Below are 15,043 nucleotides of genomic sequence, written 5' to 3'. Positions count from 1 at the left end.
AAGTGAGAGAGAAGGAAAGTATCCGTAATTTAAAAGGATATGAGGCATGTCAAATTCCTTTTGAAATTAAGTTAGATGCTAATGAAGGGAAAAATATATTACTAAGCAATTTATATGAAGAAGGTTTAATATTAGATAATGAAACCCCAATTAATCTTTATCCTGATAATGATGCTATATTATTAAAAAAAGAATTATCCAAGTATTTAAATGTTTCAATAAATCAAATATTAGTAGGTAATGGATCTAGTGAAATGATTGAACTTATTATTAAAACTTTTGTAGATAAGGATGAAACTATTTTAAGTTTTACACCTTCTTTTAGTATGTATAAAATATATGCTCAAATATATGGAGCAAATTTTGTAGAGGTAAATAGTAATGATGATTTTTCTTTAGATATGAAAAAGATGATAAAAAAAGCTAAGGAAATATTTCCTAAAGTGATATTCATATGTAATCCTAACAATCCCACAGGATATTTAATTGATTTAAAAGATATTAAAAATCTCTTAGAGGAGACTGATGCTTTAGTTGTTGTGGATGAGGCATATATAGAATTTGCAGAAAAATCTATACTTTCAGAAATTGAGAGATATGAAAATTTAATTGTTTTACGTACTCTTAGTAAAGCATTTGGTTTAGCAGGAATTAGAGTGGGAAGTATGATTAGCAATGAGGAATTAATAGACATAATGAAAAAAGTAGTATCTCCTTATCACTTAAATAGTATATCTCAATATTTAGCAGTCAAAGCACTCCAGAATAAAGAAAACCTAAAACCTTATATTGAAGAAATAAAGCTTCAAAGAATATTTTTATATAAATCTCTACAAAAACTTGGAATGAAAGTAGTTCCTTCTTATGCAAATTTTTTATTTTTTCAGTCAGATATTAAAGATTTATATAATAAATTAGTAGATAAAGGAGTTTTAATTAGAAAATTTTCAGACAAGCTTTCAAAATATTTTCGTGTAAGTATAGGTGATCCAAGTGAAAATAAAAAGTTTATAGGTTGTTTAAAGGAGATTGTAAAAAATGAGAATGGCTAAAATAAAAAGAAAAACTTTAGAAACAGATATTGAAATAGAAATAAATTTAGAAGGAACAGGCAAAAATCAGATTGATACAGGAATTGGAATTTTTAATCATATGCTTACATTATTTGCTTTTCATAGTAATTTTGATTTAGTTATAAAGTGTAAAGGAGATTTATGGGTAGATGAACATCATACTTTAGAGGACTTGGGAATAACGCTAGGAAGAGCTTTTTATGAAGCACTTGGAGACAAAAAAGGCATTAAAAGATATTCAAATATATTTATACCTATGGATGAATCTTTAGCAAGAATTGTTGTAGATATTAGTAATCGGCCTTATCTAGTTTATGATATAAATTTTGAAAGAGAAAAAATAGGAAATGTAGATACCCAAAACTTTAAAGAGTTTTTTAGGGCTTTTGTTCAAGAAGCAAGGATTACTTTACATATAGCATCTTTATATGGAGAAAATAATCATCATATTATTGAAGGTGTTTTCAAAGGAATTGGTAGAGCATTAAAAGAAAGCATACAGATTGTAAATAATCAGGTAGCTTCATCAAAGGGGGTTTTATAGATGCATGTAATTATTGATTATGATGTGGGAAATTTAGATTCTGTTCAAAGAGCTTTTAAAAGAGTAGGAATTGATACAATTATTTCTGGAGATAAAGAAGTTATTAAAGATGCAAAATCATTAATTCTTCCTGGAGTAGGTGCTTTTGGGGATGCTATGGAAAAGTTGAAAGAAAGGGATTTAATTAAAAGTATAAAAAGACATGTGAACTGTGGAAAATTTTTAATTGGTATTTGCTTGGGGATGCAACTTCTCTACGAAAAAGGATATGAATATGGAGAATATCAAGGACTTGATTTAATTAAAGGAAGCGTAAAGATATTAGACATTTCTCTTAAAGTACCTCATATGGGTTGGAATCAATTAAATTTCATTAAAAAAGATCCAGTTTTAAGATATATAAAAGAAAATGATTATGTGTATTTTGTACATTCCTATTATGTTAATTCATCACAAAATGAGTTAATTGCATATGCAGATTATGAAAAAAAAATTCCTGCTATTGTGAGGAAAAAAAATATATATGGTATGCAGTTTCATCCAGAAAAAAGTGGTGATGTAGGAGAAAAAATATTAAAAGCATATGGGGAGATGATAAAATGATACTTTTCCCAGCAATAGACATAAAAAATAACCAGTGTGTAAGGCTTTGTCAAGGTGATTTTGAAAGGCTAAAAGTATATGGAAAAGATCCAGTGCTTATGGCAAAAACATGGAAAGAAAGAGGGGCTGAATTTTTACATTTAGTGGATTTAGATGGGGCAAAAGATGAAAAATTAATAAATCAAGACTCTATAGAAAAAATAATAAAAACTATTGGGTTACATGTTCAAGTAGGAGGAGGAATTAGAAGTAAAAAAAGAGTTGAAAAATTACTAGCATTAGGAATAGAAAGAGTTATAGTTGGAACCATTGCTGTTGAAAATAAAAAACTATTAAAAGAATTAGTAGATGAATATAAAGAAAGAATTGTAGTCTCTATTGATGCAAGAAATGGAAAAGTTGCGTTAAGAGGATGGAAAGTAATTAGTGAAGTATCTTCTATAGAACTTTGTAAAGAGCTTGAACAAATTGGGGTAAAAACAATTGTGTATACAGATATTTCAAAAGACGGTATGATGATGGGACCTAACTTTCATATCTATGAAGCTTTATCTAAGGAAGTAAATTTAAATATTATTGCATCTGGAGGAATTTCATCCATAAAAGATATTTATAGACTAAAAAATATGAATATATATGGAGCAATTATTGGGAAAGCTTTATATGATGAAAAGATTGATTTAAAGGAGGCTTATAGATGCTTGCAAGAAGAATAATACCTTGCTTAGATGTAAGAGATGGACGAGTAGTTAAAGGAAAAAAATTTGAAGGAATTGTGGATGTGGATAGTCCAGAAAGATTAGGAAAATATTATAGCAAATGTGGTGCTGATGAATTGGTGTTTTATGATATTACTGCCTCTCATGAAAAAAGAAAAACTTCATTAGATTTTGTATCAAAGGTTGCAGAAAATATCAATATTCCGTTTTGTGTAGGAGGGGGTATATCTAGTATTAATGATTTTACAGATATTTTAAGAAGAGGAGCGGATAAGGTTTCTATTAATTCATCAGCAGTTATAAATCCAAATTTGATTAAGGAAGCATCGAAAAAATTTGGTGCTCAGTGTGTTGTATTATCAATCGATGCTAAAAAAGAGGGAAAGAATTTATGGCGGGTTTATGTAAAAGGTGGACGAGAAAAAACAGAGTTAGATGCTATAAATTGGGCAATAGAGGGTGAAAAATTAGGAGCAGGAGAGATTGTTGTTAATAGTATAGATGAAGATGGTATGAAGAATGGATATGATATAGAACTTTTAACCCAAATTACACAAAAGGTAAAAATTCCTGTTATTGCATCAGGCGGGGCAGGAAAAATGGAGCATTTTCATGATGTTGTAAAATATGCTAATGTTGATGGAATATTAGCAGCATCAGTTTTTCATTTTGGTGAAATTAAAATAGAGAAGTTAAAAGAATATTTATACCAAAGAGGTATTCCCATGAGGAATTAGGAGGCATATATGGATATTGAAAAAATTATTAATAATATTAATTTTAATGAAAAAGGATTGGTTCCAGTAGTGGTACAAGATGTAACAACAGAAAAAGTATTAATGTTAGCTTATATGAATGAGGAAGCTATTAAAAAAACATTAAATGAAAGAGTGGCACATTATTATAGTAGGAGTAGACAAAAGCTTTGGAAAAAAGGAGAGACATCAGGAAATATGCAAAAGGTAAAAGGATTTGCTTATGATTGTGACGGGGATAGTATCCTTTTAACTGTAGATCAAATTGGAGTTGCTTGTCATACTGGAAATTATTCTTGCTTTTTTAAAAAGGTATTAAAAGAAAATGAAAAAGAAAAACATATTTTAAAGAAATTATATACTTTAATCCAAGATAGAAAAGATAATCCTAAAGAAGGTTCCTATACTAATTATTTGTTTGAAAAAGGGTTAGATAAAATTTTAAAGAAGGTTGGAGAAGAAAGCAGTGAAGTAATTATAGGTGCAAAAAATAAAAATAAAGATGAGATGATTTATGAAATTAGTGATTTAATTTATCATCTTTTGGTTCTCATGGTGAATGAGAAAGTGTCTATTGAAGAAATAAAAAAAGAGCTGTTAAGAAGAGAAAAAGTAAAATCAATAAGAGAATAGCATGTAGTAATTTATTAAACATATAAAAATTTAAAAGGTTATGTCAAAATAGAAATTAATTTCTATTTTGACATAACCTTTTTTTTTAAAACATCAATTCACGTCACAATGTGTATTATTTTAACATAAATGATAAAATATTGAAAAAATAGAAAAATTTACAAAAATATGAAAAGGTGATATAATTGTATTAAAATATATAAGAGATAAATTTATTTTGAATTATTTAGGGGGAGAGCCTATGCTAGAAGAAAAAACAACAAGTTTAAAAGTCAAGATTGAGGAGGTGAGATTCGTACTAAATGAATTAGCAGACGAAAAAGAAAAAATTAAAAATGATGAGCAAATATTAAAAGTTAGCGAACAATTGGACAAACTAATAGTAAGTTATATGATGGTATGATTTTTGGACAATCAATTTAAATTAACTGAGTATATCTTTTACAAGATAGAGATGGGTAGTACTATTTTTAGACTTAGATATTATCACAATTAAAGATATGATATAATATACAAAAGATAAAGGTTAAGGAGTAATATTAATGCAAAATAAATTTATTAAGGAAGCTTTAATTCAAGCTAAGAAAGCAATGGAACAAGATGAGGTTCCTGTAGGAGCTATTATTGTAAAAAATAATAAAATAATAGCTAAAGCTCATAATTTAACAGAAACATTACAGGATCCTACAGCTCATGCAGAAATTTTAGCTATAAGAAGAGCTTCAAAGGCTTTAAACTCTTGGAGATTAAATGAATGTGAAATGTATGTAACATTAGAACCTTGTCCAATGTGTGCAGGAGCTATAATTCAATCAAGAATAAGGAAAATTTATGTAGCTGCAATTGATCCTAATGTAGGAGCATGCGGTTCTGTAATAAATATTCTTCAAAATAGATATTTAAATAGTATGATAGATGTAAAGTGGATATATAATAAAGAAAGTAGTAACATATTACAATATTTTTTCAAAAATAAAAGAAATAAATAAGTAAAACCTTTCATAACTTCATAACAAAATAGACTAGTGTACTGAATAATATAGATATATGTTAAAGATACATATTTTTTAAATTAGTACAATAGTCTATTTTAATGTATAAATAATATTTGTAAGATAAATAATGAATACTATTATACTAAGTTATAAATTTTGGATATAGGGAGCTTTTAATCTGAAATTAGAGAATTGATAATAATTACAATTTTGTTGTATAATTATATATAAAGTTTTTTATGGAGAGATGGCTGAGTTGGTTTAAAGCACTTGACTCGAAATCAAGAGTAGAAGAGTTACTTCTACCGCGGGTTCGAATCCTGTTCTCTCCGCCATAATTTATGTTTAAGACTTTGCAATAAATTTGCAGGGCCTTTTTTTATTTAGTAAACATATGCATATTTTATTTAAGTGAAAACATAGAGGAACTTTACAAGATGGAATTAATATAATAATAAAAAGGAGAATAATATATATTTTGAATTTGTTTTTTTATTTATATAGCGTTTATGACTAATTAAAATTTAAAACAAATAACATACATTAATATCAATGGAGTGATGCGATGAAATTATTTAAAGAAAGAGAGTTTGAACAAACGTTTTTTTTTACAAGTGTTAAAAAATATTATGCATTGAGAAGAATGAATTCTATTATAGCTTTTTTAATATTCATTCCTATAATAGTTTCAAGTATAAAATCTATTAAAACTCCGTATCTTATAAGTTATTGCATATCTGCTATTTTTATTTATGGAACATGGATTTTTGAGAGAACAACAAAAAGTATTATTCTTGAAGAAGGAAGATTTTTCATAATAATTCAAGTGTTACTTCATAGTTTTTTTGGAACATGGTTAGGTTTTTATTCTAGATTTAATTATTATGATGACATTTTGCATATTTTAGGTGGAATATGCCTTGCTGTTGTTATTTTTCCATATGTGCTTGGAGAAGAACTTATATGGTCAAATAGGAAAAATACTTTTTTAATATATAAAGTTAATATAATCATTTATGGATTAGTAAATACATTAGGAGTTTTTTGGGAGATTGGAGAATTTTGTTCGGATCTTATTTTTAAGAAATATCCTGGATATAGATTGGCTCAGGAAGGAAGTCTTTTTGATACTATGACTGATTTGATTTATGACAATATAGGAGCAATAATTGGTATTTGTATACTTTGGAGAATTACAATAAAGCTGAATAAACAAAGAAATATGAGTGAAGTATTTAAAAAATTAGTAATACCATTGAGAGAGATTGTTAATACAAAAGTAAAAAATTATTGTAATGAAGATAATTACACTATAAATGATAAATAATCACCTCTCCTTATAATATTACTTATAATTATAAAGATTAGGTGATTATTATTTTATATTTAATTTGAATTAGATGCAAAATATCCAGATAATTGACCAGCTAGATTGTGAATTGGCATTGTTTGCAAATAAATTTTTCCCGGACCAGTTAAAGTAGATAAGAATAAACCTTCCCCACCAAAGAACATATTTTTAAAACCTTTAACCATAGTTATATCAAAATTTACTGAAGAGTCAAACATAGCAATATGACCAGTATCTACTTTTACTGTTTCAGAAGTAGCAAGTGTATATTCTTCTACATATCCGTCAAATTCTAAGAATACTGTTCCAGGACCAGTAACTTTTTGTAATATAAAGCCCTCACCACCGAATAAACCAGAACCTATTTTTTTCTTAAAGTGAGTTGATAATGTAACAGACGATTCACCAGCTAAAAAAGCAGATTTTTGACATATTATACTCTCACAATCATTTAATTTTCTAGCAATTATTTTTCCAGGAAATGATGAAGGAAAAGATATTTTACTAAGTCCGTTTTTACAAGTAAAAGTATTTAAAAATATAGATTCACCTGAAAATGCTCTTCCAATACCTCCAAATAATCCACCCTTCATATTAGTATTCATTTCTATGTCACCTATCATCCAACCCATAGCACCAGATTCAGAGACAATTGTTTCACCAGGATTTAGTTCACAAATTACAACTGGCAAACTTCCACCTTTAATTTCATATCTCATAAATACCCTCCCTTTTTTAAAAATATTATTTATTATATACTATAATTATATTATAAAGGATTAAAACGTTTAATAAAGTAAACATAAGAATAATTTTATATAAATTATATAAAATTACAGAGGTAAGAAGATATATTGATATTAAATTTTATTGTTAGTTTTGCACTATAAGTAGATAAAAACATAACATATAGTGAATATAATCTATAAATATAATGGTATGGTTAATATATTTAATTTAATTAACATTTTATTATATATATATATTTTATCGAATATTCCATATATTATTACTATAAAAGAACTTGAAATAAGGAATTAGTTATAGTATAATTTATCATGTTACGTTGACATTAAAATTTAATATTTTAAGAAGATGAACTATGGAGAGATGTCCGAGAGGTTTAAGGAGCACGCCTGGAAAGCGTGTATAGGGGAAACTCTATCGGGGGTTCAAATCCCCCTCTTTCCGCCAAGGTCATGCTAGACGGGGAGTTAGCGGTGCCCTGTACCTGCAATCCGCTATAGCAGGGTCGAATTCCTTGCCTAGGCTCTACTTTGTAAGGCCAGGCCTATATAAGTGGCGTTGAGAACTGGGTCCCACGCAACGGGAACTTATGAACCCCGTCAGATCTGGAAGGAAGCAGCGGTAAGTAAGCACTTTCGTGTGCCGTGGACTAACCTGGTTTGAGTTAACTGTATAGGTAACGCTTATAAAGTATTGTCAAAGCAAGGTGCATGACCTTTCAATATTTTTTGTAAAAAGTAAACTGTTGATAAATTATCAACAGTTTTTTATGTTTAAAAATATAATTTTAAATTTACAAATTTTTATTTTTCAGGCTTAAAGTTTTTAAGTCTTAAGGCATTTAAAAGTACGGATACAGAACTAAAGCTCATAGCTGCAGCTGCTATCATAGGATTTAACTTTGGTCCACCAAATAGAGTTAATAATCCTGCGGCAATTGGAATTCCTAAAGAATTATATCCAAAGGCCCAGAATAAATTTTCTTTTATGTTTTTAATAGTTGCTTTGCTTAATTTTATTGCAGTAACTACATCCATTAAATTGTCCTTCATTAAGACTATATCAGCTGATTCAATAGCTATATCTGTTCCAGAGCCTATAGCTATTCCAACATCTGCTTGAGTTAGAGCAGGTGCATCATTTATTCCATCACCAACCATAGCTACTTTCTTTCCTTCGGTTTGTATTTTTTTTATCTCATTAGCTTTGCCTTCAGGAAGGATTTCAGCAAGTACTTTGGTAATTCCGACTTGCTTTGCAATAGCTTCAGCAGTTTTGGAATTATCACCAGTTATTATAGCTACTTCAATGCCCATATCTTTTATTTTTTTTATTACATTTATACTATTTTCTTTTATAACATCTGCAACAGCTATTATTCCTTCAATTTTGTTATTTATACAAATTAGCATAGGTGTTTTACCTTGTTGAGCAAAAGAATCAAATTTTTCTTCCATAGATTTAATATTTATGTTGTTGTGTGTCATTAATTTTTTATTACCCAATAGAATTTTATTATTATTAATTGTAGCTTGAAGACCATAACCTGGAATAGCTGAAAAGTCTTTTGCTTGAAAAAGATTTAGATTATGAGTATTTGCTTCTTTAACAATAGCTTCACCTAAAGGATGTTCAGATGTCTTTTCACAAGAAGCTGCATATAAAAGTATATCTTCAGAAGACATATTTTCAGAATAAATATCTGTAACTTTAGGTTTACCTTGAGTAATAGTACCAGTTTTATCAAATACAATTGTATTTATTTTATGAGTGTTTTCTAAAGCTTCTCCAGATTTTATAAGAACTCCATGCTCTGCTCCTTTACCTGAAGCTACCATTATAGCTGTTGGAGTTGCAAGACCAAGAGCACAAGGACATGCTATTACAAGTACAGAGATAAATATAGTAAGAGAAAATATCAATCCTTTTCCTGATATTAGCCATATTAATCCTGAAACTAATGCTATACTTATAACAATAGGAACAAAATATCCAGAAATTATATCAGCCATTCTGGCGATTGGAGCTTTAGAACCTTGGGCATTTTCTACAAAATTAATTATTTGAGCTAAAACTGTATCTTTAGATGCTTTAGAAGCCTTGAATTTTATAGTTCCATTTTTATTGATACTTCCAGCAAAGACTTCATCATTTTTATGTTTTTCTACAGGTATACTTTCTCCTGTAAGCATAGATTCATCTATTGAAGTCAAACCACTTATAACAATTCCATCTACAGGAATCTTTTCACCAGGTTTTACAATAATCACATCATTTATTTCAACTTCTTCTACAGGAATTTCAATTTCTTTATTGTTATGAATAATTGTAGCTTTCTTTGGTGCAAGTCCTATTAATTTTTTTATAGCTTCTGAAGTTTTCCCTTTTGTTTTAGCTTCAAAATATTTTCCTAGAGTTATTAATGTTATGATAGTTGATGCGGATTCAAAATATAAATCTTTAGCATATTCTAAGTTGCCAATTTTTATTTGATATATGGCAAATAAACCATATATAATAGCTGCAGAGGTACCTATTGCAATTAATGAATCCATATTTGGAGTACCTTTTATTAAAGATCTAAAACCAACTGTATAAAACTTTTTACCGATTAGTACTACAGGTAATACTAGGAATAATTGTACCAATGCAAAATTTATAGGATTTACTGATGGATCTATTATGTTAGGAAGATGCATTCCTAACATATGTCCCATACTTATAATAAGAAGAGGAATAGTAAATATAGCGGATATAATAAAATTCTCTCTTAAAGTTTTGATTTCTTTTTCTTTTCTTTGTTTATCTTTGTCAATAAAATTATTTTCTTCTTTTAAAGGTTCATAACCAGTTTGTATTATAGTATCACGTATATTTGATAGTCTAGTTTGTTCTGTATTATATTCTAGGTATAGTTTTTCAGAAGCAAAATTTACTTTTGCATCAATAACTCCATCTATTTTTTTTACAGCTTTTTCTATTGCGTTAGCACAGCTTGCACAAGACATACCACCTATTTTTATGCTAGTTTTTCTGAAATTAAGGTCTTCTTCAGCATTATAACCTACTTTTTTTATAGATTGTATTATATCTTCTTTAGATAAAGTATTTTCATCATAGTCTGCATAAAGTTTTTCTTGTGTTAAGTTTACAGAAGCTTCTTTTATACCATCTAATTTTTTTACTGTTTTCTCAACAGTTCTAGCACAAGCAGCTCATGTCATTCCAGTTATCTTAAAAGTTTGTTTCATAATTCAACCTCCTTTTTGAACATAATTAGTATTAGAGTTTATTTATTAGTAATTTTTTCTAATAATTTTATGATTTCATCAACTTTTTCTTCTCCATTATTGTGTAAAAAAGCTTCTTTTACACAATGATTTAAATGTTGTTTTAAAATTAAAGTATTAGATTTTTTTAAAAGCGCTTGAGCAGCTATTATTTGATTAGATATGTCAATACAATAGCGACCATCCTCTATCATTCGTATAATGCCTTCAATTTGTCCTTTAGCAGTTCTTAATTGTTGAATAGACTTTGCTCTTTCTTTATTCATTTTTATATCATTCATACAATTCCTCCTTAATATATCACCCCACCCTAGGGGGGTACCTTACAATTATATTTTAAAATTATTTTAGTGTTAAGTCAATAGATTTTATGGAATAAAACACTAATTTAAGCTAATTTATTTGTAAAGTATATTATTCGTAGTTTTTGTAAATAAAATTCCCCTAGTAAGTAATGTTTCATTATAGTAAAATAATTAATAGTACTATAAGATTTTAAATTATGTAATATAAATTATATATATTAAAATTTTTAGGTTAAACATTTTAATATATGTAAAGGCTTCTAGTAAATAGCCAATTAGAAGAAGAGGGTGAGGTTATTTGGCATATACTGCGTTATATAGAGAATGGAGACCTAGGACATTTGATGAAGTAGTAGGGCAAAAACATGTAACAATAACTTTAAGAAATCAAATAAAAAACAATAGAATAGCACATGCTTATCTTTTGTGTGGTACGAGAGGAACAGGTAAAACATCTACTGCAAAAATATTGGCTAAAGCTGTGAATTGCTTAAATCCTATAGATGGTGAACCATGTAATGAATGTGAGATGTGTAAAAAGATAAATTCAGGGACTGCTATAGATGTAACTGAATTAGATGCAGCTTCACATAATGGAGTGGATAATATAAGAGACATTATTGATGATATTCAATATCCACCACAAGAAGCCAGATATAAAGTATATATAATAGATGAGGTTCATATGCTTTCAATTGGAGCAGTTAATGCGTTTTTAAAGACGTTAGAAGAACCACCTCAAAATGTTCTTTTTATATTAGCAACAACAGACCCACAAAAACTTCCTATTACTATCTTATCAAGATGTCAAAGATATGATTTTAAAAGAATAAAAATTGAAGATATTTTTAATAGGCTGAAAAAAATAGCAGATGAACAGGGAATATATGCAGATGATAAAAGTTTATATCTTATAGCACGAATATCAGATGGAGCTATGAGAGATGCTCTAAGTATATTAGACCAAGCAATTTCAATGGGAAATAATAAGGTTGAATATAATGAGCTTATAAATATGTTGGGACTTGTTACTAATGATAATATTTTTAAATTAGTAGATAATATTATAGAAAAAAGTGTAGAAAGTTCAATAAAAGTAATAGATGAGATTATTTTTAGTGGTAAAGATGTATATAATTTTATAAAAGATTTAATAAAACATATGAGAAATTTAATGATGGCTAAAGTTACAGAAAATCCTGAAGAAGTACTAGATATGTCAGAAGATAATATAAAATTATTAAGTGCCCAATCACAAAAGTTAAGGATTGAACAGATAATGAGGTATATAAGGATACTTCAGGAAGCAGAAGAACAGTGCAAATGGAGTAAACAAAGTAGAATTTATTTAGAATTAGCAATAATAAAAATGTGTAAAGTAGAATATGATACATCTAAAGAAATATTATTAGCACGAATAAATAAGTTGGAGAATATTATAAAACAAGGAAAAGTAAATATACAAAGCAATCCACAAGTAAATACAACAAAAGTAGAAAATAAAATAGAAAAAACAAATAATCATAATAGACAAAATAATAAAGTACAAAAAAATGATACATTTGAGGTGCAGATTAATTCAGATTCCACATTAACATTAGAACAAGTTAAAAAGTCATGGAAAGATATACTAGAACTTTTTAAGGCTAGAAGAAAAATGGTGATATATGCATCATTAGTAACTGGTAAATTATTATCATGCAATGGTGCAATCATACAAATTGGATATGATAAGCAATTTGCGTTTAATAAAAATAGACTTGAAAAGAAAGAAAATAGGACAATAGTAGAAGAAATATTTGCTGAAGTACTAAAAGAAAAAGTAAAAGTTAAATATGTTGTAGAATCTGAGGAAGAGGTACAAAAAACGCCAGAACAGATGTTGAAGGAAAATTTCCCAGAAGATATGATAGAGATAATAGATGGGTAATTTAAGTAAATCAATAGAAATATATAATTAATTTATTATATAATAGTATTAAATTCAATTTATATAAGATAATAGGAGGTAATAATTATGGCAAGAGGTGGATTCCCAGGAATGGGTGGAGGAAACATGAATAATTTGATAAAACAAGCACAAAAATTTCAAAAACAAATGGAAGATATGCAAAAGGAACTTGAAAATAAACAATTTAGAGCAACTGTAGGTGGTGGAGCAGTTACTGCTGTTGCTAATGGAAGAAAACAAATTACTAATATACAAATCAAACCAGAAGTTGTTGATCCTGATGATGTAGAAATGTTACAAGATTTAATTATTTCAGCTTGTAATGAAGCTTTAAAGAAATCAGAAGATGCAACAGCAAATCAAATGGGAAAATTAACTGGTGGTATGAATTTACCAGGAATGTTTTAATTACACAAATTTAACTAAGTATATGAGGTGAATAAGTTGGACTTTTATCCTGTAGCTATAGAAAAACTAATAGAAGAATTTGCAAAACTTCCAGGTATAGGATATAAAACAGCACAGAGGCTTACTCTACATGTTTTAAATTTACCAAAAGATGAAGTGGAAGAATTTGCAAAAGCATTAATGAGGGCTAGAGGAACCATAAAATATTGTTCTGTATGTGGAAATTTTACTGATACAGATCCTTGTTCTATATGTGCAAATCCTAATAGAGATAAAAGTTTGATTTGCGTTGTTGAGCAGCCCAAGGACATAATGACGATGGAAAGAGTTAGAGAATATAACGGGTTATATCATGTGCTTCATGGTACCATATCACCTATGGCAGGAAGAGGTCCAGATGATATAAAACTCAAAGAACTTATAAGAAGAATAAATGGAGATATTAAGGAAGTTATAGTAGCTACAAATCCTAATGTAGAAGGTGAAGCTACTGCTATGTATATATCTAAAATATTAAAACCTTTGGGAGTTAAAGTTACCAGAATAGCTCATGGAGTACCTGTAGGTGGAGATTTAGAATATGCAGATGAAGTGACTTTAGCAAAAGCATTAGAAGGAAGAAAAGAAATATAGTAAAAGTATAAACCTCTTATTTTGTGTCAAGAATTTAGATAGATACAATATAGGAGGTTTTTTATGAATAGAAGAAAAGTATTAAATAATTTATTCAGAAATGTTAAGTATACTAAAGAAGAAAGGGAATTGTTAGAGTCAATTGAAGATGCAAGATATGAGTGGCAGATAGCTAGAGAATATTTTCAACAAGTAGATGATTCTAAACTAGTAGATTATGCTATTTATAAAGAAGAAGCTGCTAAAGCAAGATATGTATATTTATTAAACCAAGCAAAAGTTAAAAATATTAAAGTTAATACATGTTTTATGATTGAAGATATTGATGCAGTATAAAAGTAATATATTAAAATAAGTATGTGGCTTCAAATATAATATTACTTAACAAGAGGAATAAAAGAGAGAAAAAAGTTATAATAATTAAGTAAGTAGTATATTCATTTTTAGATATATATGTTAATGAATATTAATTTTATTATAATATCAAAGGGGGAATTTGGGTGGAATACATAGGATATTTTTTATTAGGAATTGTATTGATGATATTATTGGGTAAGATATTAGCATGGCCATTAAAGGTACTAGGAAAATTAATAATTAACTGTATTTTAGGAGTAGTATTATTAATACTAGTAAATTTCATAGGAAAATATTTTGGTATTACTATAGGAATTAATGCAATTACAGCATTAATAGCAGGTTTCTTTGGAGCACCTGGAGTTATTTTTCTCATAATATTTCAAAAGATATTATAATATAGATATTAAGATATATAATAAGAAGCATATGAACTAAGGGGAGAGTTTACAGGAAAAATAGTTTGAAGAATTATCAGCAAGTGTCGAAAAGAGAAAAATTGAAAAGTTAGTTATTGAAGAGTTTTCAATTTACAGTTAATAAGTGTGAAAGCTTTATGAGATAAAAGTGCTGTCTCAAAATAGAAAGTAATTTCTAAGATGAGACAGCACTTTTTTTATAAATTATAAAAAACGTTACCCAGTGTATCAATATAAGGATTTACAATAAAATAAGTCAA

At 27.8% G+C, this 15,043-nt stretch carries 17 protein-coding genes, 2 tRNA genes and 1 other RNA gene; 17 read left to right on the top strand and 3 right to left on the bottom strand.

Translation table 11 applies throughout. The features are described 5' to 3' along the window. Positions 1-2: 2 nt before the first annotated feature. The 10 genes from hisC (at position 3) to ACFIJ5_RS00220 (ending at position 6,649) form a co-directional block, all read left to right on the top strand. Positions 3-1,052 (top strand): histidinol-phosphate transaminase, encoded by a 1,050-nt coding sequence (hisC, locus tag ACFIJ5_RS00265; RefSeq protein ID WP_379802632.1) that lies wholly within the window; start codon positions 3-5, stop codon positions 1,050-1,052. After that, on the top strand, positions 1,039-1,617 hold the full coding sequence (gene hisB / locus ACFIJ5_RS00260) for an imidazoleglycerol-phosphate dehydratase HisB (protein ID WP_379802631.1): 579 nt from the start codon (positions 1,039-1,041) through the stop codon (positions 1,615-1,617). Before hisC ends, hisB begins: the two co-directional genes overlap by 14 nt. Continuing rightward, positions 1,618-2,220: an imidazole glycerol phosphate synthase subunit HisH gene (gene hisH, locus ACFIJ5_RS00255; RefSeq protein ID WP_379802630.1), complete on the top strand. Its 603-nt coding sequence runs from the start codon at positions 1,618-1,620 to the stop codon at positions 2,218-2,220. Beyond that, on the top strand, positions 2,217-2,936 hold the full coding sequence (hisA, locus tag ACFIJ5_RS00250) for a 1-(5-phosphoribosyl)-5-[(5-phosphoribosylamino)methylideneamino]imidazole-4-carboxamide isomerase (RefSeq protein WP_379802629.1): 720 nt from the start codon (positions 2,217-2,219) through the stop codon (positions 2,934-2,936). Before hisH ends, hisA begins: the two co-directional genes overlap by 4 nt. Next, positions 2,918-3,676, top strand: coding sequence for an imidazole glycerol phosphate synthase subunit HisF (hisF, locus tag ACFIJ5_RS00245; RefSeq protein WP_379802628.1), 759 nt, complete (start codon positions 2,918-2,920; stop codon positions 3,674-3,676). The genes hisA and hisF overlap by 19 nt, the downstream gene beginning before the upstream one ends. Before the next feature lie 15 nt (positions 3,677-3,691). Then, positions 3,692-4,327: a bifunctional phosphoribosyl-AMP cyclohydrolase/phosphoribosyl-ATP diphosphatase HisIE gene (gene hisIE, locus ACFIJ5_RS00240; RefSeq protein ID WP_379809477.1), complete on the top strand. Its 636-nt coding sequence runs from the start codon at positions 3,692-3,694 to the stop codon at positions 4,325-4,327. Positions 4,328-4,568: 241 nt separating this feature from the next. Continuing rightward, positions 4,569-4,730 (top strand): aspartyl-phosphate phosphatase Spo0E family protein, encoded by a 162-nt coding sequence (locus ACFIJ5_RS00235; protein ID WP_379802627.1) that lies wholly within the window; start codon positions 4,569-4,571, stop codon positions 4,728-4,730. A 139-nt stretch (positions 4,731-4,869) separates the two neighbouring features. Continuing rightward, on the top strand, positions 4,870-5,316 hold the full coding sequence (locus tag ACFIJ5_RS00230) for a nucleoside deaminase (RefSeq protein ID WP_379802626.1): 447 nt from the start codon (positions 4,870-4,872) through the stop codon (positions 5,314-5,316). Between the two features lie 247 nt (positions 5,317-5,563). Then, positions 5,564-5,657, top strand: a tRNA-Ser gene (locus ACFIJ5_RS00225). A 230-nt stretch (positions 5,658-5,887) separates the two neighbouring features. Then, positions 5,888-6,649 carry a hypothetical protein gene (locus tag ACFIJ5_RS00220; RefSeq protein WP_379802624.1) on the top strand — a complete coding sequence of 254 codons (762 nt, stop codon included), beginning with the start codon at positions 5,888-5,890 and terminating at the stop codon, positions 6,647-6,649. Between the two features lie 59 nt (positions 6,650-6,708). On the opposite strand, the gene ACFIJ5_RS00215 is transcribed toward ACFIJ5_RS00220, so the two are convergent. After that, positions 6,709-7,392 (bottom strand): TIGR00266 family protein, encoded by a 684-nt coding sequence (locus tag ACFIJ5_RS00215; RefSeq protein ID WP_379802623.1) that lies wholly within the window; start codon positions 7,390-7,392, stop codon positions 6,709-6,711. Positions 7,393-7,777: 385 nt separating this feature from the next. On the opposite strand from ACFIJ5_RS00215, the gene ACFIJ5_RS00210 reads away from it, so the two are divergent. Continuing rightward, a tRNA-Ser gene (locus ACFIJ5_RS00210) sits at positions 7,778-7,867 on the top strand. Positions 7,868-7,870: 3 nt separating this feature from the next. Beyond that, positions 7,871-8,134: signal recognition particle sRNA large type (ffs, locus tag ACFIJ5_RS00205), an RNA gene on the top strand. A gap of 89 nt (positions 8,135-8,223) precedes the next feature. Here the strand turns inward: ffs and ACFIJ5_RS00200 are convergent. After that, positions 8,224-10,674, bottom strand: coding sequence for a heavy metal translocating P-type ATPase (locus tag ACFIJ5_RS00200; RefSeq protein ID WP_379809475.1), 2,451 nt, complete (start codon positions 10,672-10,674; stop codon positions 8,224-8,226). Positions 10,675-10,709: 35 nt separating this feature from the next. Further along, positions 10,710-10,976: a metal-sensing transcriptional repressor gene (locus ACFIJ5_RS00195; protein ID WP_379809473.1), complete on the bottom strand. Its 267-nt coding sequence runs from the start codon at positions 10,974-10,976 to the stop codon at positions 10,710-10,712. 337 nt (positions 10,977-11,313) lie between these two features. Here ACFIJ5_RS00195 and dnaX point away from each other — a divergent pair, with 337 nt between their 5' ends. The 5 genes from dnaX to ACFIJ5_RS00170 all read left to right on the top strand — a co-directional run bounded on the left by dnaX (position 11,314) and on the right by ACFIJ5_RS00170 (position 14,762). Further along, positions 11,314-12,945 (top strand): DNA polymerase III subunit gamma/tau, encoded by a 1,632-nt coding sequence (dnaX, locus tag ACFIJ5_RS00190; protein WP_379802622.1) that lies wholly within the window; start codon positions 11,314-11,316, stop codon positions 12,943-12,945. Between the two features lie 87 nt (positions 12,946-13,032). Beyond that, positions 13,033-13,374, top strand: coding sequence for a YbaB/EbfC family nucleoid-associated protein (locus tag ACFIJ5_RS00185; protein ID WP_379802621.1), 342 nt, complete (start codon positions 13,033-13,035; stop codon positions 13,372-13,374). Between the two features lie 36 nt (positions 13,375-13,410). Then, entirely contained in the window at positions 13,411-14,007 is a 597-nt protein-coding gene (gene recR, locus ACFIJ5_RS00180; protein ID WP_379802620.1) for a recombination mediator RecR, read from the top strand. Positions 14,008-14,070: 63 nt separating this feature from the next. After that, entirely contained in the window at positions 14,071-14,343 is a 273-nt protein-coding gene (locus ACFIJ5_RS00175) for a YaaL family protein (RefSeq protein ID WP_379802619.1), read from the top strand. Between the two features lie 164 nt (positions 14,344-14,507). Continuing rightward, a complete protein-coding gene (locus tag ACFIJ5_RS00170) occupies positions 14,508-14,762 on the top strand; it encodes a pro-sigmaK processing inhibitor BofA family protein (protein WP_379802617.1) in 255 nt (84 codons plus the stop codon). Positions 14,763-15,043: the final 281 nt, after the last annotated feature.

Source organism: Haloimpatiens myeolchijeotgali (assembly GCF_042688525.2).
Lineage (GTDB): Bacteria > Bacillota > Clostridia > Clostridiales > Clostridiaceae > Haloimpatiens.
Note: the sequence above shows the minus strand (reverse complement) of the source record. Positions and strands in the feature narration are given on the sequence as shown.